Origin of the sequence: Microcoleus sp. PH2017_08_TRC_O_A (assembly GCF_020738665.1) — a bacterium.
Taxonomy (GTDB): Bacteria; Cyanobacteriota; Cyanobacteriia; order Cyanobacteriales; family Microcoleaceae; genus Microcoleus.
The window spans coordinates 35,935-61,136 of record NZ_JAEQCE010000053.1; the positions used below are offsets into that span (position 1 = coordinate 35,935).

Consider the following 25,202-nt stretch of genomic DNA (forward strand, 5'->3'; position numbering starts at 1 on the left):
TGGGCCCGAGTCACGACGAGTGTCGGAAACTTTTATCCGTTTTTGGGCGGGGTCAGGTAAATTATTCTATTGAGTTTTTCAATTTGCAGTCAAAAATAGTAAAGTAGGCACAAACTCTATCAGAGTAGTCGCAAATGACAATTGTCCGATCGAGTGCGAGCAGATTTTAGTTATTTATTCGCACTTCTGGATTCAGACTCCAGATCCGCAAGAAACGGGTACAACGCCCCGACGCCATTCGTGGATGCTCCCAAAATTTTCGACCCTAGTTTCTGCTGCCAGATTTCAGGCTGTAACTCAATCGAAAATCGAAAATCGAAAATCGAAAATCGGCTGACTTCCTGGTAGAATTTTTAGTGTTTCTCAAACATTGGTCAATGGGATCGACACGCGCAAGAATTGCAATAGACGCTATGGGTGGGGATCACGCCCCCGCCGAAGTTGTAGCTGGAGCGCTTAAGGCACAAGAAGAGTTAGGCGTAGAGATTTTGCTGGTGGGCGACCCGCAGCAAATAGAAGACTCGCTACGTCTTCAAGACGCGATCGGCCGCGTCTCTACAGGTCAGCTAGAAATCGTTCCTTCAGAAGGAACGGTGGAAATGCACGAAGAACCTCTAAGTGCCCTCAAACGCAAGCCCAAAGCTTCGATTAACGTAGCCATGAACTTGGTGAAGCAGCAGCAGGCTGATGCTGTGGTGTCCGCCGGTCACTCCGGTGCGGCAATGGCGGCTGCCCTACTGAGGTTGGGGCGGCTACCTGGAATCGATCGCCCCGCGATCGGTGCGGTTTTGCCGACAATGGTACCGGGTACCTCTGTACTCATTCTCGATGTCGGCGCTAATGTGGACTGCCGCCCAAAATTTTTGGAGCAGTTTGCTCTGATGGGAACTATTTACAGCCAGTGCGTGCTCGGCGTCGCCGAACCAAAAATCGGCCTGCTAAACATTGGCGAAGAACCTTCTAAAGGCAACGACGCTGCGGTACGCACCCATCAGTTATTGGCGGACAATCCGAACATTCCTTTTGTGGGCAATGCCGAAGGCCGCGACGTGCTGTCGGGGAACTTTGACGTGATTGTCTGCGACGGGTTTGTCGGCAACGTGTTGTTGAAGTTTGCCGAAGCGGTGGGCGAAGTCGTAGTCCAGGTGCTCAAGGAAGAGCTGGTCAAAGGGCTCCAACATCAAATTAACGATCCTATGCTGCAAAAAAGCTTGCAAGGATTCAAGCAGCGAGTAGACCACGTTGAACATGGTGGCGGTTTGCTGTTGGGCGTTGCTGGAGTTTGCATTATCAGCCACGGTTCGTCTCAAGCTGCCTCGATTTTTAATGCCATTCGTTTGGCAAAAGGGGCTATTGACAACCAAGTGCTGGAGCGAATTAAATCGTCCAATCGCGAAAGCGCTGTGGAACAAGAAGCTTTGAACAGTTGACAGTTGACAGTTGACAGTTGACAGTTGGCAGTTGACAGTTAACAGTTGACAGTTGGCAGTTGACAGTTGACAGTTGGCAGTTGACAGTTGACAGTTGAGTGCAACCTCGACCTGGAAGGAAGAGGATTGGAGTAATGAATAGTCTTCTTTTAATTTCTCCCGGGCTTGGGGCTTTAAACCAATTCTTTCTAGTAAGTAGAAATTAAAAATTAAAAAAGTCAAATTAAAAATGTCAGATTAAACCAACTGTTTTGCTTGAAAAAGGTAATTTCAGCAGTTTAAAAAATAGTTTAAATTTGAAGTTTTTAATTTTTAATTTCTCGACCGAACAGCGAGTAAATGGAGAGGAATGTTGCAGCAATCAGGGTTCGGCATTGCCGTCACGGGTAGCGGGTCTTGTACACCGCAGGTTTCGCTAGATAATAATGGTTTGAGTCAGATAGTAGAAACGTCTGACGAGTGGATTGCGGCGCGAACGGGCATTCGATCGCGCAGGCTGGCGGACGATCGCACTTCTTTGTGCGATTTGGCATCGGAGGCATCCCGCAGGGCGATCGCCATGGCAGAAATTTCGCCGACAGATATCGATTTGATTATTTTGGCCACATCAAGCCCTGACGATTTGTTCGGCACTGCGGGCAAAATTCAATATCAGTTGGGCGCTACAAAAGCTGTGGCTTTCGATTTGACAGCAGCTTGTTCGGGATTTGTGTTTGGTTTAGTTACAGCCTCGCAGTTCATTCGGACAGGCGTTTATCAAAATGTTTTGCTGATCGGAGCAGATATTTTATCTCGCTGGGTGAATTGGTCGGATCGAGGTACTTGCATTTTATTTGGAGACGGTGCAGGTGCGGTGGTATTGCAGGCTTCAGAGGTCGATCGATTTTTGGGATTTGAAATTCGCAGCGACGGCACGCAAAATTCGTCTCTCAATTTAGCCTACAAAGCCGAGTCAAAATCATTAATTGAGGGCGTGAATATCGGACAAGGTGGATTTGAGCCGATCGCCATGAACGGTCAAGAAATCTATCGCTTTGCCGTGAAAAAAGTGCCAGAAGTCATTGAAAAAGCAATGTTTCGGGCAAATATCAGCGCCGAAAAAATTGACTGGCTGCTGTTGCACCAAGCCAATCAACGGATTCTCGATGCAGTTGCCCAAAGGCTCAAGATTCCCCCGGAAAAAGTAATCAGCAATTTAGCAAATTACGGCAATACCTCAGCAGCTTCAATTCCCCTTGCTTTAGACGAATCGGTGCGTCTGGGTAAAGTTAAATCTGGTGAGACTATTGCTGCGGCTGGTTTCGGTGCAGGTTTGAGCTGGGGGGCGGCAATTTTTCAATGGGGAAGGTAATACGATTTTAGATTTTAGATTTTAGATTTTAGATTGGGGAATCACTGATGGACTATGGGTTGGAAGCGCAGGCTAGCAGTTTCATGATTTTAGGGAACTGGTACAATATTTTGCTCTAAACTTGCCCTGCTGACATCGGGCGTGCGACCATTAATTAAAAAAGAAAAATCTTTTAACACGCCATACACAGGTCATAGCATAGGGTAAAGCCTGCACCAAGCCGTGCATCCTTCGACAGGAATTCTGGACAAGAGTGTGCTGCAATTGAAAATCCTCTATTTTTCGATGGACTTTCCCCCCGTCGAAGGTTGAAAATTTTACTACGGCGATCGACCTGAATTAAAGTAGCAAAAAAAATATAAACCTCGAAAAAAGCGCAGTTATTATGTTATAGTTGTGAGTCGCGAGTAGATAGTTCGTGAACCGAAAGATAGCGGATACCAGTCAGCGAACTCAGAAGCGGGAAACAAAGAATTTTTGCAATCACTTTCTTAGCAACCACCAATTAGCAGATTACCGGAAAAATGACTAAAACAGCATGGGTATTTCCCGGACAAGGTTCCCAGGCGATCGGGATGGGTGCAGACTTATTAAACTTGCCAGCAGCCAAAGCTAAATTTGAGCTGGCTAAAGAAATTTTAGGCTGGTCTGTCCCTGAAGTTTGCCAAAAAGAAGAAGCAAAACTATCTCGGACTCTCTACACTCAGCCTTGCTTGTTCGTAGTAGAAAGCATTTTGGCAGACTTAATGCGAGAAAAGAGCGATCGACCCGCAGTAGTTGCCGGTCACAGTTTAGGAGAATATGTTGCCCTGTACGCAGCAGGCGTCTTTGACTTTGAAACGGGATTGCGCTTAGTCAAACGCCGCGCCGAACTGATGGAGACTGCCTCCGGCGGGCAAATGGTGGCGTTGATCGGCTTCGACAGGCAGGAATTAGAACTGCAAATTCAATACAGCCGAGATGTGGTGCTCGCCAACGATAACAGCGAAGCACAAGTAGTGATTTCTGGCACGCCGACAGCAGTAGAAGATTTGCTAGCCAAAATAAAAGTCAAACGCGCGGTTAAATTGAATGTTTCCGGTGCGTTTCACTCTCCCCTGATGGCCGGGGTGGCGGCAGAGTTTCAACTAGCGTTAAAGTCGGCAAGGTTTTCCGATGCTAAAATGCTGGTACTCTCGAACTCAGAACCGACAGCGACTACTAGCGCAGCTACTCTAAAACAGCGGTTGAATTATCAAATGACTAAAGGCGTGCGCTGGCGAGAAATTTCTCTGCAATTGCCACAACAAGGAATCGATCGCGTAGTGGAAATTGGCCCAGGTAAAGTTCTCACAGGTTTGATCAAACGGACTTGTCCAAATTTAGCGCTGGTAAATGTCAGCAGTTTTGCAGATTTGCCCGCTTAATCTATTGTTAACCGATTATTCAGCCGCAGGCTTTCAACAGTTGACAGTTGACAGTTGACAGTTGACAGTTGACAGTTTAAGAGCGACCTCTACCTAGAAGGAAGAGGATTGGAGTAATGAATAGTCTGATTAATTCTTTCTGGTAAAATTGAGTTAATCGATCAGAAAATTGCCGAAAAATAAATAGCACAACAGGAAAATTTTACTACGACCTGTTGTGCAAATTTGCGATCGACAATCCAAACAGCTAAAAATCGCGATTAAAAATAATCTATATATCGATCGCCCTTGAGGTCGATCGGCAAATTCTGATTTAAACTAGGAATAAAAATCAAGCTAATCCGGTACTTATATGAAAAAAGCTATTTACTGGCTGATGGGCGAAAAAGCCGGCAGAACCATAGTAGGCGGGTGGAACTGGCTGTGGGGACTTCCCGTAGAATCCGGTGGTAAAATTTCAGTCGCCGTAGCCGAAGAGTCGCTGCGATCGATGCAAGAGTCCGTCCAAAAGCTCGCAGAAGCAGTTTCTAAACAAGTTGCAGCCTACCAGCGCACCAAAACAAAATATGAAGAAAAAGTTAGAGAGATGCAAACTTTAGAGCGCCAAGCCAAGACAGCCAACCGCAACGGCAACGAAGAAGCAGCCCGCTTAGCCATATCTAAGGTAATTCAGATAGAAAAAATCCTGCCGCAGTACGAAGATGCAGTAAAACAAGCCGAACAGTTTGTGAACGCTTCCAAAGACAAGCTGAATCGAGAGCGCACGAAGCTGGAAGCCTACAAAACCGATATGCAAAACATGAAAGATATGGTCGAGATTAACGAAGCTCTCGGCGCCATATCCAAAGTCAACAACGATCTTAATATTGATTCAGCTCGATCGCAATTTGAACAAGCCAAAAATGCCGTCGAAAAGCATAACCTCGAACAGCAAGCTTTAGCAGAAATATCTGAGAACCCCCAAGAAAGACTTCAGGCAGAATTAGAAAACATGACCGAAGATGATGAAGTCAGTCGCAGGCTGCAAATGTTAGACGACCCGGACAACAAAAAACTTCCGAACTAAGGAGAATTTTATGGCTAAGAGCGGGCCTCCCCCCATAGTTTTTATTTTTTTATTCCTGTTCCTCGCAGCCGGTGGCTGGTTTTTTCTGAACAAACCAGCGGCACAGGATGCTAACAATTCCTCCAATCCCCCAACACCCGCAGGCGGTGGCAGTTCCAACCCGCTTCCCGTTGCGCCCGCAGCCGGCTTAGCATCGCCTGTTGCTGCTAGTTCCTTTGCACTACCAGTTGCCGTACCTGCGGGCACGGCGGTGAGAATTGACGGTTCTACCAGCATGGTGACAATCAATCTCAACCTTAAGAATGGCTTTCAAGCCAAGTTTCCCAGCACTACAGTCGATGCCAAAGCAAATGGTTCTGCAAAAGGAATTCAGGATTTGGTGGCGGGAACAGCCGATATTGCCGCGATATCGACCGCTTTGAATGCCCAAGACCAAGCTAGGGGTTTGGCAGCAGTGCCCGTTGCTTTAGATAGAATTGCGATCGTAGTCGGCACTAACAACCCGTTTCAAGGAGGTTTAACTGCCGCTCAAGTTCAAGACATTTTCAAGGGAAATGCTCAAGACTGGTCAAAAGTCGGCGGTTCAGCAGGCTTGATTAAGGTAATTAACAGACCCGAAATTAGCGGCACTCACCAAACTTTCAAAGAACAAGTGCTCGGAGGCGGTAGTTTTGGCACCGGGCAAAATGTTACTACGCTCGATCGAGATGCGACAACTCCGCTGCTGCAAGCTTTAGGTAACAACGGCATCGGCTATGCCACTTTCGCTCAAGTTGTCAATCAGAAAACGGTGAGGGTTGTACCCGTAGACGGTGCGACGCCGGAAGCCCCCAATTATCGCTATCAGCGCCAGTTGTACTACGCTTACAAAAATCCCCCCAGCCAAGCGGTTAAGGATTTCTTGGGTTACGCGACTTCCGAGGAAGGAAAAAAAGCGATGCTAGCCGGAAATTAACAGGCCTGAGTTAGCCATCAACTCGCGCGGGTGCGTCGCTGCGGGAATTCTCGCCTCTATTTCAAGTTATGCGATCGCGATGCACCCGCGCATCATTACGTCCTGCGTTTTTTTGCAAGTCCTAGTTAATTTTACAGAGCGGAACTGATAGGCTAAAATTCAGTGTAATTTAAAATCTAAGGTTTTCCGTGAGCAAAAGTCGCGAACCAGTCGAAAGTTTACTTCTTTACTATTTATTCAAGTGGTCAATTGTCAGCCCGATGCTGCACCTTTACTTTCGGGGGCGCATCTACGGTGCAGAAAATGTGCCAGCAGAAGGCCCATTTGTGGTAGTCAGCAATCACGCCAGCGATTTCGATCCGCCGATTTTATCTAGTTCCATGAGGCGGCCAGTGGCATTTATGGCAAAGGAAGAGTTATTTAAAGTTCCTATTTTGAAGCAGGCAATTACGCTTTATGGTGCCTATCCAGTCAAGCGGGAAAGTGCCGATCGCAGTGCAATTCGATCGGCTATCCAGTCTTTAGAAAATGGATGGGCTACGGGTGTATTTTTGCAGGGAACTCGGACGCCAGACGGTAGAATTACTGATCCGAAATTGGGGGCTGCGCTGATAGCTGCTAAGGCAAAAGCACCGCTATTACCCGTTAGTTTGTGGGGAACTCATGCGATCGCATCCAAAGGTTCGATAGTGCCGCGTCCGGTGCCGCTGACGGTGCGAATTGGCAAACTAATTGAGGCGCCCGCTTCGTCGGATCGCGCGGAATTGGAAGCGCTGACTCAAAGATGTGCAACTGAGATTAATGCGATGCACGATTTGGGTCGCTGAACCGGGCGAATAGAATTCGCACGCCAGACAAACAAAACCCACTCCAAGCGGGTTGAAGAACGGGCGGTTAAAGTTACGTTATTTTCTTCATTCGGCGTCCGGCGGAATTCGTTTTTGTAGTTTGACCTCTTACTCTGATGACGGGCGCTTCGCCACATAAGCGCTTCGCGCTGGCTTCGCCTACGAGTAAGAGGTCAAAAGCGGTTTCAACCGCCGTCCTTTCTTTGTCTATTCAATTCTGGCTTGGCTGAAGTTAGCACCCGTATAACCCGTAGTCAGCCACATAATGGCTCTAGCGCCGTCGCGGAGAGCTTTTTGCACGGGTTCGGGGGTTCGCCCAGACGGAACTGCTACAGGCTTAAAACTAATCCCTCGACTGCCGAGCACGATTTCGCCAATAATCTGAGCTCGCCGCATATGATCGTCAGAAGTGATCAGATACACGCTCTCAATCCCTTGAGCTTTCAATTCATCTACCAGGGTGGTAAAATTTGTTACCGTATCCACTGCTCTGTAGTCTAAGTGCAGGCGATCGGACTTAATTCCCGCTTCTGAAAAGACCCATTCCGCGAACTCAGGATTGCTCCCAGAAGACACCCAAATCGGCAATTGAGGGTGCGATCGAGCAAATTTGGCGGCAAACACCTCTCGCTCCGTAGCCCCACCTAGAACCAACAAAGCTTGGGGTCTCTGAAATTCGCTCTTAAGCTGCTGATAGCCAAACCAAAACGCCATCAAAAGCCCTAGTAGGAACCAAAAATTGGGTGAATTCCTCAAACGCGGGTAACGCCGCCTGTTTAAATTTATTCTCAACCACATCTAAACCTATAAAAACTTTATTTAGCTGACACAGGAACCATAACAAAAAATACCGCACGTACAACCCACTAACAGGAATTAAAAATTAAAATTTAAACAATGGTCAGAGGATTTTAGATTTTAGATTTTAGATTTTGGATTGAATATACAGGTTAACGCATATGCAAAGCAGAAGGATAAAACTTAGGGTTTACCCTTCTGCTTTTAATTGTTCTTGATTTTTAACGGGACTGGCCGGGTTCGAACCGGCGACCTAGCGCTTCAGATTTGTGTGAGTTTCCCCACTCTCCGGACTATTCCTTCACCGTAGGCTTGCGGCCTTTAGGTGGTGGCCGTATGTTTAGGAGGTTTTATGGTGTTTACTTCCTAAAGCCAGTCTCTGCACCTTCCTTACCTAAACAAAATTTAGATAAAGCTTGGCTCAAGATTACCGTATCTGCTGTCAGACTTAGGCTTCCTTGAGTTTGACCACATTCACTCCCAGAGTTTCCTCGCAGGGTGCCCGATTCTTCAGGAGGCGCTTGCTCTATCCATCTGAGCCACAGCCCCAGTTGCTGAACCGTTTTGATTATAGCAGGTAATGGCGATTTTGAATTTTTTATTTTGGATGATTAGCGATCGCCCGTAGCAACTCTCCCGACAATGCGGGCAAAGTTTTCTGCTGCGGTGAGTTTACCAGCACCGTAACAAGCGCGATGTCTCCAGGCGGTAACGGGGAGGTGTCCGGGGGGAGCATTTTCGCTGAATGAGAGCTCGCTGTAATATTTCCAATTTTCCTTGACTCGCCAGCCGAGTCGATCGCACAATTGGGTATAATTTCCGGCGGTACTTTCCCAAATCTGTTGTTGTACGGTGAATCCAAACCGCCCGCTGCTGTGTTGTTGCCAAAGTTTGTCGATCGTGCGAAGGTCTGTAAGAGGAAACCCGTCAATATCGGCTGCACTCAGCCAGCCTTCGTCTTCCCTGACAGAGATTTGCAGCAAAATTTCCCAAGTATGTTCGTCTGCTTTGCGCCATTTTCCAGTTTCTAACAGCTTTGTCAGTTGTCGGTAATCCATCCCCACTTCAGAGATAGCCGGAGTTTGGTCAGGTAAGGCGCCGATTTTCTCTTCCAGTCGCAGTAAAGTGCTGGTAATGGATTCGGGATTGAGTTGTTCGAGGCGGTACAGAACCCATTCTAACTGAGATTGCAGGTACGCGCGGGCGATCGCACCTTGCTGTAATTCCTCTTGCAACTCGTCAAATCTGGCTGACCAATTTTGTTGATTGCGGGCCGATTCCCACATTTGTTTTGCCCACTGCAATCGAACTTGTTCTTGTTTTAAATAAGTTTTGGAAGGCTTAGCACGCTGCGGGTAGGGAGTCAAATCCCAGCCACAAATCGAGCAAAACTCTGCTTTTTTTTCTAGGTACTCAGCACCGCACACTGGACAGTCAGACATAGTAAATTACCCAGCACTGACCTGAGTACAGGTACAGTGTGGGCTTTCAATAGCCCTGAAATGATCTTGCAAATTGCAAAATAATCTCGAACCTTCAGGCTTATTTACGGAAGCCCCAATAACAGCAATATTCTTACTGCCGTTTAAGTCGGCATCACCTTTCCATCCACAATGACCACAAGCAAACTTTTTGCCATTCCTATAAGACTCACCCTTTACAGGATGAATATGGTTGCACTTGTGGCACATTTGGCTAGTGTATCTAGGCTCAACAAACAAAATCTTTACGCTATGCTTTATGGCTTTGTATATTAGGAATTGGCGCAACTGAAAAAATGCCCAGCTATTGCTAAGTCTCCGCTCTTTTTTCGAGCGTGGCTGCTGATTTGTGCGCTCCCTAATTCCAGTCAAATCTTCCAAAGCGATCGCTTGATTTTTGTTTTGAGCCTTAGTTACGATACGGTGACTGATAGTGTGATTTACCAATGTCTGAAAGCGCTTTCAAGAGCCCGACAACCGTTTCAACAATTCTCGACATCTACGCCGAGAACTGCGCGTGCCCTTCGTGGCTTTTTGTTGGAGGTTTGCTCTCAACTTGGCATAATGATTTCTAACTTGGGTAATTTGTTTACCGCTAAATGTATCTCCATCGGAAGTAACTGCAATGTCAGTCCTACCCAAATCACAGCCCAAAACTCGATCGCTTGGTGGAGGTTCGACGGGCATAGATTCAAGCTGAATATTAAGATAGTAACTACCATCATTGCGTTTGCACAAAGTAGCAGTCTTTGGGTTTTGACCTTTCAACAATCCAAGTTGGTAGTTTCCGATAGCCAGTACAAACCGTTCCCTACCACCAGTAGTAGTCAAACTTACCGTCCAATCTTTTTCCCTGAAAGAAAAGATACGAGCATCGTAAGTGACGCTAGTAGGAGTAAATTTATTGACCGACTTCCCATCTTTTTTGGCTGTTTTTCTGTTACCAGAAACCCGTCTGATAGCATGGATTGCCAACTGCGCCGAAAGTCCAAACATATCTCTGACATCGTGATATATCAAGGATTGCATCGCCAATTCGTTTGTCAGAGTTGGCGATACAGTTTGATTCACATATTCGCAAGCATTCGCGAACGCCTGAAGTGTTGCATCAATTTTGATGGACTGCTCAGGCATTACTTGGAGTTTGCAAGATACTGTCAGGACTTGTTTCATGACAAGATTCTATCATGTATTGAAGAAAGTCTGTCTGCGTTTATCAATAATTTGTTCAGCTATGCAAGCCTCACGCGCATTCCTCCCGTCACTCAAGTTCGTACCGTGTTTGGTGCGGGACTCCTGTTGTTTTAGTTGAAGTAAATTCAGTTGCCAAGTAATTATATGACATCTGCCTAATAATTTTCTGATTGTATTGCTGGCCCAGACATCGCACGAGTGATATCATTCAGTCTCGAACTGGTTTGTAGTGCGGAATGCGAGTCCGAGCCAAAGAAGGACTAAAGTCCTGACTACGAAGCTATTTTTCTGATTCGTGATTGACTGGTTTGTAGTGCGGAATGCGAGTCCGAGCCAAAGTCAGCGATAGGGTTCGTCAGTTTAGTCATTTTTAACGATCGCCGAAAATCTCATTCTGACGCACCATCTATTCAGGGTGTGCATCAGTTTTGAGATTATCAATTGTCCCAGGAAATATCTTGAGCGGATGCACCCTACTTTTACTTCCTGCATTTCTTCGCAAATTATCTTTAATTTATCTGCGTTTATCTGTGTTTATCTGCCTTAAATCTGCGGTTGCTCTAGCCATCAAACATTTATGAAATAAGTCATCTACAGTTAATTAAATCGCTCTAACAAGGCAAGCGAATAGTAAACAAGCTGCCTTTACCCAACTCGGATTTGACCACGATCGTGCCGCGGTGAGCTTCGACTATTTGGCGGCAGAGGTGCAGTCCCAAACCTGTGCTGGATTTCTTGTGAGTTCCCGAGCCAAACCTTTCAAATAACTTCGCTTGTTCGGCGGGAGAAATTCCGGCGCCGGTGTCTTGGATTTCCATAATTACCCATGCCAGCGGTTGGTTTTTGAAGCTCGTATAAACAGGTGAATTGGCAGCTTTTAAGCGGATATCTATAGAGCCGCTGTCGGTGAATTTTATCGCATTTCCGATTAAATTAGTCAGCAAGCGGTGCAACTCCAGACGATCGCCCGGATACTTGGCAATCGGAGCACTTTCTGCACTTTCACTCAAGTCTAAATTCACCGACAAATTTTTAGCATCGGCTAGGGGAGCGAGTTCTTCGGCTACTTCGGTAATAAGCTGGCGCAAGTCAACCGGAGCGAAACTGAGGGATTTGCGCCCTGCTTCGTAGCGGTAGACTTCTAGCAGCATATTTACCATCGCGATCAGGTTTTTGTTACTGCGAACCATTGTCCCGAAAGCGTCGCACATGGGGAGCGAGATTTCTCCCAAAGCTCCCTGCTGCATTAAAGTTAGCATTCGATCGGCTGCTACGAGGGGCGTCCGCAAGTCGTGAGCGAGTCTGGAGACAAAATCTTCGCGCTGGAGGGCGATCGAATTTCGTTCGTCTACGCTGTGTTTGAGCCGCAAGAGCGATCGCACCCTCGCCAGCAGTTCGTCCATTTCCACGGGTTTGCGGATAAAATCGTCTGCGCCCATGTCGAGTCCCTGGACTACACTGGCGCTGTCGTGAGCTGTGATCAGCAAAATCGGGATAAAGGGCAATTCCTTATTTTGTCGCATTCGCTGGGTGACTTCGTAACCGTCCATTCCCGGCATCATTACGTCTAGCAATACCAAATCGGGGGTTGACTTGTCAATTTGGCTTAAGGCCGAAAAGCCGTTCTCGGCCGTGCTAATTTCGTAACCTTCTTCTTCCAGGATTGTCTGCACCAACAAAACATTATCTGGTGCGTCATCTACAACCAGAATGCGATCGGCTTTTGTGGCATTCGGAACAGATAAATAGTTCATTTAATTGTCGGTATGAAAATAAATACTAACTTTAATGTGGCATCCGATTCATGTTTTCACATTTTTCCACTTCTTAACTCTGTCATAAGGAAGATCTCAAAACTTTATCCAATTTTTTTACATTTAGGCTCTCGGATATGATAAAATATGCTACTTTTTTGTCATAGTATGCACGCCGTCCCATTCGTCGGGCGGGGGTATTTCCAAATAGCTGAGGGATCGCTCGATCTGAACTTCCACAGGTCGATCGCTCGGTCGCATAGCTAAAGCCGCCTCAAAATAATTAATAGCTTGCTGAAAATTTCTAGCAATATAAGCATGGCGACCGTTGTTGTAAAGTTCCAAAAACCTTTCGGTTTCCCCATCGAGGGGATCGGAATTAATTTGCAGCAACTCGTAAATGCCGACCGGCTGATTTTTGCCCTTAACCCGCACCTTGTCCAACTCTCGCACCCAAATCCGTTCGCGGCACAAATTGTAGGTAAATTCGCTCAAAATTATATCGCAGCCGTACTCCTTTGTAAGCTGTTCCAAGCGGGAACTCAAATTCACCGCATCCCCGATTACGGTGTAATCCATCCGCTTTTCCGAACCAATATTTCCCGAAACCACCTCTCCAGAACTAATCCCAATTCCGAAGCGAAACGGATCGGCGCCTGGGCGAGAATCATTAAACTCTTTCAAGCGCCGGCGCATATCTAAAGCCGACTGCACCGCCATCCAACCGTGACTTTCCGGGGGATTGAGCGGCAGGGGCGCACCGAACACCGCCATTAAAGCATCGCCGATAAACTTGTCTAAAGTGCCTTCGTAGTGGAAAACGGCCTCCACCATCGTCTCAAAATACTGGTTCAATAGGGCCACAACTTCCGAGGCTCCCAAATTTTCGGTCAGAGTGGTGTAGCCGCGAATGTCGGAAAATAAAATAGTAACTTCTTTGCGTTCGCCCACCATCAGGGAGCCTTCGCCCAAGGCCATGATTTTATCTACGACTCCGGGAGTCATGTAGCGAGACATTGTGGTTTTCATCCGCTTTTCGCGGCTGATGTCTTCGAGTACCACTAAACCGCCGCGCGCGCCACCTTCTGGATTGATCAGCGGGTTGACAGTTAAATTCAAACTGCGTTCAATTACTTTAATTCGAGAGCCGGAGATGGGTAGGGGACAATAAGGGTGATAGAGGTCAGCATTCCGCAGCGAAAATAGAGATTGGGAATTAGCTAATTCTGCCTGCGCTACTTCCTCAGTCCAGGCGCTGTTTTCGCCCCAAGCGTAATATAAGGTGGGGTCATTGCGATCGGGCACGGCCAAAATGTAACTTTCTGCTTCTGTATCTGCTGCTGCGCTACCCAGTGTTGTTTCCACCAACAGTCCCACAGTTAAACTTTGTTCGGGAACGTAATGTCTGGCAGCATTCAGGAGACTGTCTTCGAGTCGAAATTGCAAATTATCGATCGGCACAACTTCCCAAACATAGCGATCGATCAGTTTATCTTCCCAAATCACGAGATTGTGTTTGCTTTTATCTTGATTTACCGGACAGCCCAACAATTCCAGCGCGGCTTCGTTAATTGTGACAATTCGCCCCTGCAAATCGGTGGAAATGACTGCATCTGAAAGACTTTGCAGCATATCTTTTTGATACTGCTTTTCCACCATCACGTTCTGAAACAGTTGAGAATTTTGCAGCGCCATTCCGGCTTGGGAATTAAATGCTCGCAAAAACTCTTCGTCGGAAGTTGTGAAAGTGCCTTGAGTCTTATTAATTAGTTGAGTCACCCCAATCAGCTCACCTTTGGCGTTATGAACCGGCATACACAAGACAGTGCGAGTGCGATATCCCGTTTGCTGGTCTGTAGATGGGTCAAAGCGGGGATCGTCGTAAGCATCTGTAATATTTAGAGTTTGACCGGTCGAAGCCACGTAGCCTGCAATTCCTTTGTTAGCAGGAATGCGGACTTCCATCATCGTTTTGCCGTCGGCCTTGGCGAGTTTTGTCCAAAGTTCGTTGGTTTCGGGATTTAATAAAAATAGCGTGCTGCGATCGGCTTGCATCAAGTCCCGAGCTTGATCCATGACAGAGCGCAAAGTTGTTTCCAAGTCAAGGCTTTGACCCAACGTCGTGGTAGCTCTCAAAAGTGCGGCCACCCCTCGCTGGTTGCGGGCCACGACGTAGAAAGATTGACAGCTTTCGAGAATAATCCCGATCGAATCTGCAAAAGCCTGAAACTGCTGTTCGTCTTCCTCGGTAAAGGGGGCATTGCCAGCTTTGTTTAACAGTCTCACCACCGCTACGGGTTCGTGCTGGCTCTTACTGCTAAAAATCGGCATACAGAGGATAGTCTCAACCCGGTAGTTCGGCGGTTCGTCTACTTCGGCATTAAAATGCTCGTGTTCTCTACCATGCAAGACATTGAGCGATTTTCCAGTAGTTGCTACGTAGCCTAAAATGCCTGCATCCATCGGCAAGCGAATTTCTATATCTTCGCCCGTGAGCCCATCCACTGTTTTGTGCCACAGTTGATTTTTGTTGGCATCTACCAAAAAAATTGTTGTCCGGTCTGCTTGCAAAATTTGACCAATTTTGACAGTGAAGGCATCTAACAGTTGCTCTAAGAGAGTTTCGAGTGCTTCATTGTTAATCAGGTCCATTGCCCGGATAAATTGCTGAAATTCAGCCGTTACAAAGTCCAGCAGGCACACTAATTCAGTAACTGGCAAGCTCTTAACACGAGAGGTCAATGCCCCCATAAAATTGACTTGAGTCAGTGTAGCCAGAACGCTACCAGCATTGGAGAATGTCATGATTAACTGCTTGCTCAGAGGGGTAGATTGACCGGCTGGTCGATCGCGGTGCTAGATTCTGCGGTGCAAACTGTTTAAGTTGTTTGCTTTTCAACTCAGCATTCGATTGTCGGTTTGATGAATAATGGGTTCATTCTTTGGCGGATGAAACTTCAGTTTGCTTGTTAGAGATGCTCGATCTTTTTTTTGTTACAACATCGATACTGATGAGAGTTCGCCAGGCATGAGCTGAACTTGACTTCGGAACGCTGGCAGCCTGAAAACGAGCTTCTAGGCTTTTGTTCGATCGATCGCGGGCGATGTATATTTTACCCTCTGTGCTCGGCTGCTGGGCGGTGTGACTGTTTTAGCGCACTCGGCGACCGTATCCGGTCGGCTGCCGCCGCGCCCCAGTTTTGCCGCCCGCGAAGCATTCCAAAGCTATTCATAGTTTAATGGTAAACGCAACAGCAGGATAGCTACCGCAATCAAAGCCTCAAAAAAGTTCGATCGATCTTTGAGGACATTCCTCCTCGCTAGAAACTGCCTCGGGATGGAAGCTAAGCTGTCGGTGATGTTTAACATCGCGACATCTTGTCAAATTTAAGCAGCAGAGGCCATGGACTGGGCAAATACGACCGATCGATAGTAGCCTCGTAGTTGGTTAGTCGCCGCCGCCCAACCCCAGCGTTCGGCTTCAGAGCGAGCGTTTTGGCGGAGGGTTTCTCGTTCTTCGGGATTCGCAAACAGGCGCTGGGTGGCAGCCACTGCTCCGGCTTCATCGGTGGGGTCAAATAAATAGCCGTTAACACCGTCTGTGACAATATCGGGAATTCCGCCACTGCGAGCCGCCACTACGGGAGTCCCCGCAGCCATAGCTTCGAGGAGCACTAAGCCCAGGGTTTCGGTACGGGAGGGAAAAATGAAGGCATCAGCAGATGCGTAAGCAGAAGCCAATTCTTGCCCCTTCAGGTAGCCAACAAAATTTGTGGGGGTGCCGGCAAAATATTGTTCGAGGGTTTGGCGGTGCGGGCCGTCTCCCACTAGGGCGAGGCGGGCGCCGGGAATGGCGGCGAGGACTGGTTTGATGGATTCGATTTCTTTTTCGGCACCGAGGCGGCCGACGTAGAGGAGTAAGGGGCTATCTGGGTTATTTTCAGAAAGGCGCGATCGCATTTCTCGACTTGCCAATTCGGGGACAAACATTTCCGTATCTACACCGCGCTGCCACAAGTCTACTCGCTCAATGCCATGAGTTCTCAACTCATCCACCATTGCTGTAGAAGTGCACAGATTTAATTCAGCTTGATTGTGCGCCCCTTTGAGCAATTCCCACAGCAATGGTTCGAGCATTCCAAAACCGTAATGGTGCAAGTATTTGGGTAAATGCGTGTGGTAAGAAGCCAAAATCGGAATATTGAACTTTTTGCCGTAATAGATCCCGCCCAATCCCAAAATAGCGGGATTGACAACATGAATAAGATCCGGTTGAAACTTCTGTAATTGTTGACCTATAGCCGGACTGGGCAGTGCCATTTTCAGTTCCGGGTACATCGGTAAAGGCAAACCCTCAACACCGTAAACTCGGGCACCTTTGTATTCTGTAATTCCGTAATCTGGAGAAAATATCAGAACTTGTTCGCCCGATCGCTGCAAGTGATCTACAGTGTGAATCAGGCGCGTCACAATGCCGTCTATTTTTGGCCAAAATGTTTCAGTGAACAGAGCAATTTTCATAAAACGAAGGAAGAAGGAAGAAGGAAGAGGGAAGAAGGAAGAAGGAAGAGGGAAGAAGGAAGAAGGAAGAAGGAAGAAGGAAGAGGGAAGAGGGAAGAAGGAAGAAGGAAGAGGGAAGAAGGAAGAAAGCTGTAGTTATACAGGTTTTCATAAAAATGAGGTATGCCAAATTCTGCTACTCTCAGTAGAGAGAACACACACTGCGGGCGAGCGTCTTTACTCCCAGAAACCTCAGAAAGCTTAGAGAAACTATCGATTACCAATTGCCAATTACCAATTACCAATTCCCCATTACCAGACATACCTCATCTTTTTGAGAAAGGCTATATTCTTTGATATATTGTTTAGGAAATCGATACTCCCAGTCTTTGGCAAATGTCGGGGTTAGTAACAGGATACACTGTCTCGCGAGGAGTAAGTAATTGGGCAAGATCGCCCGTATTATATTGATGCTGTTGCTGCACAAATTCTGAAATATCCTCAATGTTAACAATCCATTCTTGGGCATAACTGGCAAGATAACTGCCACGCAAGCCGAGTTGAATTGCCCGCCGTTCCAGTTTCGCGCCACTGGGATGGTGGTCTGGATCCCATTGCAGCCGCACGGATGAATTTTTAACAGCTTGTTTCCATTCTTTTTCGCTTCCGTACACTGCTGAAACGAAATTGGAATGGACGACAGATGCTAAAATTTCGTCAAAAGCCGATCGCTTTAACGAAACCGCCAAAATTACTTCTTGTCCGGGTTTTGTACCCCATTCCGAACGATACATCATCCAGAGAAAGTTTGGCTTAATCCAACTCATGCGGTTAAGACTGAACTCGCCGCCGAAATAACCGCGTTCCGCTGCAAAGTGACCGATCGCCGGACGGTAAGCTTGATAGACAACAACAGTATCATCGTCAAATTGTGCTAAAATGTGGCGACCTGTATTCGGCCACCGCATTTTTTGGTTTAAGTAAGATTCTGTCAGCAGCTTCATCTGAAGTTATTTGCGATCGAGAGGTTGTTCCGGCAAGATACAAATTCCCTGAATGCCAATTGATAAAATTATCCCACCTAAAAGCAATCCCACACCTTCAGCAAAGCAGTTAATTCTGTGAATTTCCTGTGCAGTTTTGGCAATTAAGATTTCCTTTTCCGTAGCCGAAGGCGATTCGCTTTTGAGGCGGTAATTTTGATAACTCGCCGTTAGTGCAGCCCATTCCGGTATTAAATAATAAGCACAAACTGCACTGGCAGAAAATCCCGGCAGAACAACTAAAAGCAACAAGATGAGAATTCGACTTTTCACGGTATATAAGGAAGAAGGAAGAAGGAATCGAGCCTGATGTTTCAGCAATTAAGAACGTCATAACCATCGGGCGCGGTTGCCATATTTATTCCCAACCAAGCTAGCAGTTCTTCTCTTCCCTTCTCATCTCTTACTTCGCGCCCTTCGCGCCTTCGCGGTTCGTTAAAAAAATAGCGTTGCATATTTGCGGGATGATTTGGAATTTTATCAAAGCTGAAAATCATTATTTTTGGGGCGGGCTAGAAGCCCACCCCACAAGATTCATGCCAGAATTATGTAATGCCAAAACTCTCTCCCGCAGCTTGTGCCCGAATTTACCGTCGCCAAGAAACCTTCGGCAAAATTTGGTTTTTATCGACGCGGTGCTGATATTTTGTAGCAAAATTCAGCAGAGAATCGAGCAGGGAATCTGAGAGGTAGTGCGGCTGCAAGCCGAGGCCTAACAAACTGGTGTTTTTGGCATTGAAATAATGTTCTTCTTTCTCGACTCTGGGATTTTCGAGGTTGTTGATTTCTACTTTTAATCCCATTGCCATGCCTGCTTTTTGCACCAATGAGGCTAAGTCGCCGACGCTAAATTGTTCGGTGAATTGGTTGAAGACGCGGAATTCTCCGGCGGCGGCGGGGTTGGCGATCGCCAATTCGACGCATCGCACGGTATCCCGAATGTCTAAGAAGGTGCGGGTTTGTCCGCCAGTTCCATAAACTGTCAAAGGATGCCCGATCGCAGCTTGGATGCAAAATCTGTTTAATGCTGTACCGAATACTCCGTCGTAGTCCAAACGGTTGATTAACAGTTCGTCCATGCCAGTTTCTTCTGTGAGCACGCCGTAGACGACGCCCTGATTTAAGTCGGTGGCTCTTAAACCCCAGATTTTGCAGGCAAAATGGATATTGTGGGAATCGTGGACTTTACTTAAGTGATAAAAACTGCCAGGCTGTTTGGGATAGGGTAGTGTATCTTTGCGGCCGTTGTGTTCGATCGTAATGTAGCCTTCTTCAATGTCAATATTCGGCGTGCCGTATTCGCCCATTGTCCCCAATTTCACTAGGTGACAGTCGGGGAAATCTTCGCGGATGGCGTACAGCAGGTTCAGTGTCCCGACGACGTTATTGACTTGGGTGAGGACTGCGTGTTCGCGATCGATCATCGAGAAGGGCGCCGATCGCTGTTCGCCGAAATGGACGATCGCCTCTGGTGCAAATTTTCTCATACTTTTGCTGAGAAAATCGTAGTTGGTGATGTCACCGACGAACAAGTCGATCGACTTACCCGTTAAATCTTGCCATCGCTGGAGTCGTTGCTGAATCGGTGCAATGGGAGTGAGGGTGTCGCTGCACAGTTCCAGATCCCAATGCCGCCGCACGAAGCTGTCGAGGATGCCAACTTCGTGACCTTTGTTAGAAAGGTAGAGTGCGGTTGCCCAACCGCAATAGCCATCGCCACCAATAACCAGGACTTTCATAAATCAACGGTGAATCTTGCTTGCCAATACTGGGTTAATGTACCAGGTATTGGTGCATTGTGAACCTTTAATCAAGCGTGTTGGCCAAGTCTGGACTTGGTTTTTCGGCATCAAACCGGAATTTCGTCGGCGAAGCTAGCCCAGCGGGTAAATTCAAAGGGGCCGGCCTGGGCTCCCCAGACGTGGGCGTCGGTTTCTGGGTCGCGTCCGCGATCGTGACTGGTGAATTTGTCTCCATCGATCTCGAATTCGCTATCTAGATAGGTATTTTTGCCCTTTCTGACCACCATGCAGCCTTTTCCGGGTTCGACACACCCTTTGAAGCTGCTGCCCGCCCAGTGTGTAATAAAGGTGCACCCCGGCATTAGTTTAAATTCGGCTTTGTTGAGTTCTTGGAGCTTTTGGAGATCGCGGGAGGCGCCGTAAAATTGCTCTTCGTTGACGATCGCGTAATTTTCGATGTCGATGCGATCGCCCATCGGGACTAATTTTAACACTCGGACTCGGTACGGAGTTTTGAGTTCAATATCATAGGCTTGTTCTAGGTACAAGCTCATCCCGCCCAGAAGTTCTGTGGGTAGGGGTCTCATGCAGACGCGGATGTGCGCGAAGAATGGCGGATTTTCAAAGGCTTGCGCTTGGTTGCTGAAGTCGGCCGCCATCCAGCGGGCGAGGGTAATGATATCGGTGGAATGGGACATATCGATGGTTTTGAGAAGCGGAGTAGAAGTTATTTTACTGGAATTTTCACAACAAACTCCGTACTCTGCCCCAGAATCGAAGAACATTCAATCTTACCACCATGTTTTTCAGTAATAATCTGATGACTGATTGACAGCCCCAAACCAGTGCCTTTCCCAAGAGGTTTGGTAGTGAAAAACGGATCGAATAATAGACAAAGAATGGGTTCCGGGATCCCGACTCCATTATCGGCAATACTAATTGCGATCGCATCATCACTACTAATGAAAGTACGAATCGTAATCCTAGGTTCTTGGTTATTGCTGACACCCGATGATTCCAAAGCATCGATCGCATTACTCAGGATATTCATAAACACCTGGTTTAGTTGACTAGGATAACATTGGACTTGTGGTAACTGCCCATAATTTTTGATGACTTGAATTTCAGGACAATTTTGTCCACCTTTTAGACGGTGTTGCAAAATCAACAGAGTGCTGTCAATACCTACATGAATATCAACCGCTTTGCAGTAGCCTTCATCCAAGCGGGAGAAATTGCGGAGAGAAAGCACCAATTCGCGAATGCGATCCGTACCTATTTTCATCGAATTGAGTATTTTAACCAAATCTGATTGCAAAAATTTTAAATCAATTTCTTCTGCCCGTGTCTGGATTTCTGGAACCGGATTTGGATAATGTTTCTGGTAAAGTTGCACAAAGTCTAACAAATATTCAGTGTATTCTTTGACGGGGTTTAGGTTAGCATGAATGAAATTCACCGGGTTGTTAATTTCGTGGGCTACTCCCGCCACCAAGTGGCCGAGGGCAGACATTTTTTCGCCTTGCACTAAATGAGTTTTGGCTTGTTTTAGATTTTCTAATGCTTCGTTGAGTTCCTTGGTACGTTGTTCCATGATGCGTGTGGCATTTCGTAGTTGTAAATGCACCTGAATCCGGGCCAATACTTCTTCGCACTGAATCGGCTTTGTGATGTAGTCCACTGCACCCAAACTTAGCCCCTTAATTTTATCTACTGAGTCGGAAAGGGCTGTCATAAAAACAACCGGAATATCGCGAGTATCAGGATTGGCTTTGAGCTGTTTGCAGGTCTCAAAGCCATCGATTCCAGGCATCATGACATCTAGCAAAATCAAATCGGGCTGAGATAATTGAATTCGTTGTAGAGCGGTTTCACCATTTTTGGCGATCGCCACCCGGTAGTCATGTTCGCTCAATACATCAAATAATACTTGCAGATTACTGGGAGTATCGTCTACAACTAAAATAGTCTTGTCTGCGGACATGGAATTGACTGACATTAGAAACTCCAATATATAAACAGCAGGAAGCAGGAAGTTCGGCAACGGGTTGTCTAACGGATGTAACGGATATAAGGGATGGATGTAAGAGGTTAAAAGGAAGGAAAAAAGAATAAATAGTTTTTTTTCAATTATATAGTAATTTGAATCAAATTTTTTATTGATAATAAACAGGTTTATACATTCAAAAATAAAGTAGCTAAAGTAGTGGTTCGATTAGGCGAATAATGGCTTCCTCATCAAACTGTTGACTTAGTGCTAAAACTCGGTTAGCAAAGACTATATATTCGGGTGCTAATTTTTTCAGGCGATCGGCTTCCTGGTGAATATCACTCATAAAACCACCCTGGGCGGCGGTATAGAGGGCTGTCAGTTCTTTAACTGGTGGCATTACCATTTTAACCTCATGGGCTTTATTCTCAGTAATTTTCATGGCATCTAGTTTCATTTCTTCATAAATCCACTGCAATTCCAGGTGTTTCTGTAATTGGTTCAACAATCCAGTAAACTCGATGGGCTTCGGGAAAAAACTATTGCAACCAGCATCCAGACTTTCCTGTATGTCTACCTGAGACAGAGTGGCTGGAGAAGCAATAATCGGCGTAGTCGCAAAGTTTGGCAGTTGTCGCAGGCGGCGAGTCATTTCTAACCCATCCATTATTGGCATATGGATATCGGTAACGATCGAGTCTGGTAGCATTTGAATGGCCATGTCTAAGCCCGTTTGTCCGTTGTCAGCTTCTGCCACTTGGAAGCCTAGGGGTTCCAGCATATTTATGATAATGAGGCGATTTTCAGGGCGATCGTCAATCACCAGAATTTTGCGTCTTTCGCCCTGATAGCCGATGACTTTGCGATCGGCGATCGCATCTTCTGTCATCCAATCCGATGCTGGCAACAAATCTACCTCAAACCAGAAGCTACTACCCTCACCAAGTACACTCTCGACATGAATTTCGCTGCCCATTTTCAGGATAATTTGTTGGCCGATGGCAAGCCCCAAGCCAGTTCCTTCGCTGTTGCGATCGCCTTTTCCAGCTTGCTCGAAAGGTAAAAAAATCTTCGATAATTTTTCCGAAACAATGCCAATACCAGTATCTTTAATCTTGAATCGAATTCTTTGGGCTGCACCAAAATCGCTTGATTTTACCACAGGTTCAACTCGGAAACTGACACTGCCAACATCAGTAAATTTAATAGCATTGCTGAGCAAATTCAACAACACTTGTCGCAGTCGTTTGTCATCAGCATGGACTGCAATGGGCAGGTTGCTAGCCGGCTGATAGCGAAAATCCACGCCTTTTTGTTCTGCCTTGATCCGGCACATATCCACAGTGGAGGATAGGAATTTTTCTAGATGGAAATCTTGGGGATCAAGTTCCATCTTGTGTACTTCCAACTTTGACAAATCCAAAATATCATTAATCAGAGTGAGTAAATGGGAACCACACTGGTGAATTACTCCTAATCCTTTCATCTGTTTGGGAGTAGTCGTCGGATCGTGTTGGAGGATTTGGGCATAACCCAAAATGCCATTGAGTGGCGTTCGGAGTTCGTGGTTCATATTAGCCAGAAATTCACTTTTGGTGCGGTTGGCAATTTCGGCGATTTCTTTAGCCTTTTGCAATTCGCTGATTGCTTTTTCTAAATCTTGGGCTTGCAGTCGGAGTTCTTGTTGATATGTTTCTACTCGTATAGCTGCGGATTGAATTGTCTGGGCTAGAAATTGGATTTCATTATTTGGTAATCCACTGGGTATGACAAAGTTATCAATTCCATTCCTGTCGATAACTGCTTTGTTCAAACGTTCGAGTGGGTGTAATACAATATGCTGAATTAATATCGTCATCAGTCCTAAAATTGCAGTCATCCCAATCAGCAGGGTGACGGTGGAAGTATAGAAAGTTTGCCATACTTGCTGGCGCATTTCTTCGGCATTCAGAATCGCGATCGCCAACCCGCGCCGATTTCCCTGACGAAACAAGGTACTGCTAAAGGGCAAAATTGCGACTAAAGCTGACTCACCATCTATGTTGGTTCTGAAACTTGTTTCTAAACCTGTTTCGGCCGATCGCTCTAATATTTGCTCTAATTCTGGATGAATAGTAGCATAGGCCGGATTTTTGAGTGCCGATCCACTCCGGGCAAGGGTTTGGCCATCGGGACTGACGATCGCCACTTCCACCACTGTCGGCAAGGTAGCATAGTTTTGCACCACGCGCTTGACAATGCTCCTATTCCCCAATTCGATTAATCCTTCCGTGGAAAACCCCACTCCCTGGGTAATCGATCGGGCGCGTTGTTCTAGTTCTTTCTGTAATTGTGATTGCATCAAAAAGTAGTTGAATCCCAAGGTGATTAAGCCAACAGTTGCCAGAGAAACACTAAAGCCCAATAATAGTTGGCGAGATAAGTTCTTTCTAGCTTGTTGGCTCATGGTTTCCATTCCGCTATTGCTTCATTGACAAGGGTGGAATCAATCTCCACATCTTGCCGAATTACTCGATTATGACGCGGATCGGATTTGAGTAATTCGACAATTTCTGCCTTGGCAGATTTGAGCCTACCTTCTGGGGCAAACATTCGCCGATTTAAGGTCATATCACCTTTTTTTAATCCAGCATAATCATTGGCAAAAGACTCACCACTTTGTCCCAATTGCTTTCCAACCGCCTTAAACACTTTTTTCGGCTGAGTTTTAACTGCGTGCATTACATCAAACCATGCCAGCATAAATTGCTTTAGTTCGGCTTTTTTTGCTTTCACTATCTTATCACTGGACATTAAGGTATCAATTACCAGACTGTCTACTTGCTTTGTGGTGTGAATTATATTGCCTTTGATGCTATTCGCTGTCTCCCCCAGCACCGGTTCCCATAACACCGCAGCATCAATCTCACCCTCTTTGATTTTCTGGGCTGCTACTTCATTGGAGTAATCCAAAATCGGCACGTCAGATGGCTTAATTTGATGATGAAGTTTTAAAGCTTCTAACAAAGTTAAATGGCTGATGGTTCCTAACTTTGCTGCTACTTTCTTTCCTCGCAAATCTGCTACGGATTTAATTTCTGGCTTGGCAAAAATTCCATCTGCCCCGGCAGAAATGTCGATAGTCATTAAAACCACAGGTTTGCCATCACCCGGATCTACCTGCATCACTTCCCAAAAGGTAGTAAATGCGGCATCTAACCTACCACGGATTACTGCCCGACTGGTATCCTGCGAGTTATCAAATAGCACAAACTCAACCTTTAGTCCCCGTTGCTTGAATATTTCTGAGGTTTGGGCATAGCGGGCAATATCATATCCCGGAAAGCTGATAGTTCCAATTCGCAGCGGTTGGAGCGATCGGTTAAATCCAAAGCCACAGGCATTGGTGAGAAAGGTGAGGCAAAGGGCGATCGCAAATAAACTGAAACCTGGCTTGATATTTAACTTCGATTTTTGCTTCCAGGAAATCCTCAACATATTGATGATTGAGATAACTTTCATGACTGCGAAGTGTAGTTTGATTTAAATTTATTATATTTAAATTTTAAATTTATTATTTAAATAAGGTCGATCGCACTTACGACATAAATCTATAGATCTGACTAGAGATTTTTTGCAAAAATGCGATCGGCCCGATGTTACTT

Annotated in this window: 22 protein-coding genes; 7 read left to right on the top strand and 15 right to left on the bottom strand. The window is 46.3% G+C overall.

What is annotated here, in order from left to right:
- Positions 1–377: 377 nt before the first annotated feature.
- The 6 genes from plsX to JGK22_RS19285 all read left to right on the top strand — a co-directional run bounded on the left by plsX (position 378) and on the right by JGK22_RS19285 (position 7,035).
- A complete protein-coding gene (gene plsX, locus JGK22_RS19260) occupies positions 378–1,430 on the top strand; it encodes a phosphate acyltransferase PlsX (RefSeq protein ID WP_293183071.1) in 1,053 nt (350 codons plus the stop codon).
- Between the two features lie 349 nt (positions 1,431–1,779).
- Positions 1,780–2,781, top strand: a complete 1,002-nt coding sequence (locus JGK22_RS19265; RefSeq protein WP_293157417.1) for a beta-ketoacyl-ACP synthase III — start codon at positions 1,780–1,782, stop codon at positions 2,779–2,781.
- 524 nt (positions 2,782–3,305) lie between these two features.
- Complete coding sequence (fabD, locus tag JGK22_RS19270; RefSeq protein ID WP_293192140.1) at positions 3,306–4,187, top strand: ACP S-malonyltransferase; 882 nt, start codon at positions 3,306–3,308, stop codon at positions 4,185–4,187.
- Between the two features lie 352 nt (positions 4,188–4,539).
- Positions 4,540–5,253, top strand: a complete 714-nt coding sequence (locus JGK22_RS19275; protein WP_293241541.1) for a PspA/IM30 family protein — start codon at positions 4,540–4,542, stop codon at positions 5,251–5,253.
- Positions 5,254–5,263: 10 nt separating this feature from the next.
- On the top strand, positions 5,264–6,208 hold the full coding sequence (locus tag JGK22_RS19280; protein ID WP_293241538.1) for a substrate-binding domain-containing protein: 945 nt from the start codon (positions 5,264–5,266) through the stop codon (positions 6,206–6,208).
- 188 nt (positions 6,209–6,396) lie between these two features.
- On the top strand, positions 6,397–7,035 hold the full coding sequence (locus JGK22_RS19285; RefSeq protein WP_293183079.1) for a lysophospholipid acyltransferase family protein: 639 nt from the start codon (positions 6,397–6,399) through the stop codon (positions 7,033–7,035).
- A 228-nt stretch (positions 7,036–7,263) separates the two neighbouring features.
- On the opposite strand, the gene JGK22_RS19290 is transcribed toward JGK22_RS19285, so the two are convergent.
- From JGK22_RS19290 to JGK22_RS19325, 8 genes are all read right to left on the bottom strand, one after another.
- Positions 7,264–7,854, bottom strand: coding sequence for a YdcF family protein (locus JGK22_RS19290; RefSeq protein WP_293183081.1), 591 nt, complete (start codon positions 7,852–7,854; stop codon positions 7,264–7,266).
- Between the two features lie 611 nt (positions 7,855–8,465).
- Entirely contained in the window at positions 8,466–9,296 is an 831-nt protein-coding gene (locus tag JGK22_RS19295) for a GUN4 domain-containing protein (RefSeq protein WP_293192144.1), read from the bottom strand.
- Between the two features lie 6 nt (positions 9,297–9,302).
- Entirely contained in the window at positions 9,303–9,782 is a 480-nt protein-coding gene (locus JGK22_RS19300; RefSeq protein ID WP_293192147.1) for a transposase, read from the bottom strand.
- Positions 9,783–9,797: 15 nt separating this feature from the next.
- Positions 9,798–10,508 carry a transposase gene (locus JGK22_RS19305; RefSeq protein ID WP_293197008.1) on the bottom strand — a complete coding sequence of 237 codons (711 nt, stop codon included), beginning with the start codon at positions 10,506–10,508 and terminating at the stop codon, positions 9,798–9,800.
- A 632-nt stretch (positions 10,509–11,140) separates the two neighbouring features.
- The gene (locus tag JGK22_RS19310) at positions 11,141–12,283 is read right to left on the bottom strand and encodes a hybrid sensor histidine kinase/response regulator (protein WP_293183089.1); all 1,143 of its coding nucleotides are present in this window, start codon (positions 12,281–12,283) and stop codon (positions 11,141–11,143) included.
- Positions 12,284–12,433: 150 nt separating this feature from the next.
- The gene (locus JGK22_RS19315; RefSeq protein ID WP_293183091.1) at positions 12,434–15,088 is read right to left on the bottom strand and encodes a GAF domain-containing protein; all 2,655 of its coding nucleotides are present in this window, start codon (positions 15,086–15,088) and stop codon (positions 12,434–12,436) included.
- Positions 15,089–15,508: 420 nt separating this feature from the next.
- On the bottom strand, positions 15,509–15,652 hold the full coding sequence (locus tag JGK22_RS19320; protein WP_293183093.1) for a hypothetical protein: 144 nt from the start codon (positions 15,650–15,652) through the stop codon (positions 15,509–15,511).
- An 18-nt stretch (positions 15,653–15,670) separates the two neighbouring features.
- Positions 15,671–16,804: a glycosyltransferase gene (locus tag JGK22_RS19325; protein WP_293313421.1), complete on the bottom strand. Its 1,134-nt coding sequence runs from the start codon at positions 16,802–16,804 to the stop codon at positions 15,671–15,673.
- Here JGK22_RS19325 and JGK22_RS19330 point away from each other — a divergent pair.
- On the top strand, positions 16,785–17,048 hold the full coding sequence (locus JGK22_RS19330; RefSeq protein WP_293183097.1) for a hypothetical protein: 264 nt from the start codon (positions 16,785–16,787) through the stop codon (positions 17,046–17,048). The genes JGK22_RS19325 and JGK22_RS19330 overlap by 20 nt on opposite strands.
- Before the next feature lie 100 nt (positions 17,049–17,148).
- Here JGK22_RS19330 and JGK22_RS19335 read toward each other — a convergent pair whose 3' ends face one another.
- The 7 genes from JGK22_RS19335 to JGK22_RS19365 form a co-directional block, all read right to left on the bottom strand.
- Positions 17,149–17,787, bottom strand: a complete 639-nt coding sequence (locus tag JGK22_RS19335) for a DUF4291 domain-containing protein (protein WP_293183099.1) — start codon at positions 17,785–17,787, stop codon at positions 17,149–17,151.
- Positions 17,788–17,793: 6 nt separating this feature from the next.
- Positions 17,794–18,078, bottom strand: coding sequence for a hypothetical protein (locus JGK22_RS19340; RefSeq protein ID WP_293183101.1), 285 nt, complete (start codon positions 18,076–18,078; stop codon positions 17,794–17,796).
- A gap of 335 nt (positions 18,079–18,413) precedes the next feature.
- Complete coding sequence (locus JGK22_RS19345) at positions 18,414–19,565, bottom strand: NAD-dependent epimerase/dehydratase family protein (protein WP_293183103.1); 1,152 nt, start codon at positions 19,563–19,565, stop codon at positions 18,414–18,416.
- 110 nt (positions 19,566–19,675) lie between these two features.
- On the bottom strand, positions 19,676–20,266 hold the full coding sequence (locus JGK22_RS19350; RefSeq protein WP_293313423.1) for a chromophore lyase CpcT/CpeT: 591 nt from the start codon (positions 20,264–20,266) through the stop codon (positions 19,676–19,678).
- A 29-nt stretch (positions 20,267–20,295) separates the two neighbouring features.
- Positions 20,296–21,567, bottom strand: a complete 1,272-nt coding sequence (locus tag JGK22_RS19355) for a response regulator (protein ID WP_293183107.1) — start codon at positions 21,565–21,567, stop codon at positions 20,296–20,298.
- 199 nt (positions 21,568–21,766) lie between these two features.
- Positions 21,767–24,013, bottom strand: coding sequence for an ATP-binding protein (locus JGK22_RS19360; protein ID WP_293230332.1), 2,247 nt, complete (start codon positions 24,011–24,013; stop codon positions 21,767–21,769).
- Positions 24,001–25,059, bottom strand: coding sequence for an ABC transporter substrate-binding protein (locus JGK22_RS19365; RefSeq protein WP_293192156.1), 1,059 nt, complete (start codon positions 25,057–25,059; stop codon positions 24,001–24,003). The genes JGK22_RS19360 and JGK22_RS19365 overlap by 13 nt, the downstream gene beginning before the upstream one ends.
- Positions 25,060–25,202: the final 143 nt, after the last annotated feature.

Coding starts and splice junctions, on each gene's coding strand:
- JGK22_RS19335 (WP_293183099.1), bottom strand. CDS start 17,787: ATGAAGCTGCTGACAGAATCTTACTTAAACCAAAAAATGCGGTGGCCG.
- JGK22_RS19360 (WP_293230332.1), bottom strand. CDS start 24,013: ATGGAAACCATGAGCCAACAAGCTAGAAAGAACTTATCTCGCCAACTA.
- JGK22_RS19265 (WP_293157417.1), top strand. CDS start 1,780: ATGTTGCAGCAATCAGGGTTCGGCATTGCCGTCACGGGTAGCGGGTCT.
- JGK22_RS19290 (WP_293183081.1), bottom strand. CDS start 7,854: ATGTGGTTGAGAATAAATTTAAACAGGCGGCGTTACCCGCGTTTGAGG.
- JGK22_RS19295 (WP_293192144.1), bottom strand. CDS start 9,296: ATGTCTGACTGTCCAGTGTGCGGTGCTGAGTACCTAGAAAAAAAAGCA.
- plsX (WP_293183071.1), top strand. CDS start 378: ATGGGATCGACACGCGCAAGAATTGCAATAGACGCTATGGGTGGGGAT.
- JGK22_RS19355 (WP_293183107.1), bottom strand. CDS start 21,567: ATGTCAGTCAATTCCATGTCCGCAGACAAGACTATTTTAGTTGTAGAC.
- JGK22_RS19280 (WP_293241538.1), top strand. CDS start 5,264: ATGGCTAAGAGCGGGCCTCCCCCCATAGTTTTTATTTTTTTATTCCTG.
- JGK22_RS19310 (WP_293183089.1), bottom strand. CDS start 12,283: ATGAACTATTTATCTGTTCCGAATGCCACAAAAGCCGATCGCATTCTG.
- JGK22_RS19320 (WP_293183093.1), bottom strand. CDS start 15,652: ATGTTAAACATCACCGACAGCTTAGCTTCCATCCCGAGGCAGTTTCTA.
- JGK22_RS19305 (WP_293197008.1), bottom strand. CDS start 10,508: ATGAAACAAGTCCTGACAGTATCTTGCAAACTCCAAGTAATGCCTGAG.
- JGK22_RS19315 (WP_293183091.1), bottom strand. CDS start 15,088: ATGACATTCTCCAATGCTGGTAGCGTTCTGGCTACACTGACTCAAGTC.
- JGK22_RS19350 (WP_293313423.1), bottom strand. CDS start 20,266: ATGTCCCATTCCACCGATATCATTACCCTCGCCCGCTGGATGGCGGCC.
- JGK22_RS19365 (WP_293192156.1), bottom strand. CDS start 25,059: ATGAAAGTTATCTCAATCATCAATATGTTGAGGATTTCCTGGAAGCAA.
- JGK22_RS19345 (WP_293183103.1), bottom strand. CDS start 19,565: ATGAAAGTCCTGGTTATTGGTGGCGATGGCTATTGCGGTTGGGCAACC.
- fabD (WP_293192140.1), top strand. CDS start 3,306: ATGACTAAAACAGCATGGGTATTTCCCGGACAAGGTTCCCAGGCGATC.
- JGK22_RS19275 (WP_293241541.1), top strand. CDS start 4,540: ATGAAAAAAGCTATTTACTGGCTGATGGGCGAAAAAGCCGGCAGAACC.
- JGK22_RS19325 (WP_293313421.1), bottom strand. CDS start 16,804: ATGAAAATTGCTCTGTTCACTGAAACATTTTGGCCAAAAATAGACGGC.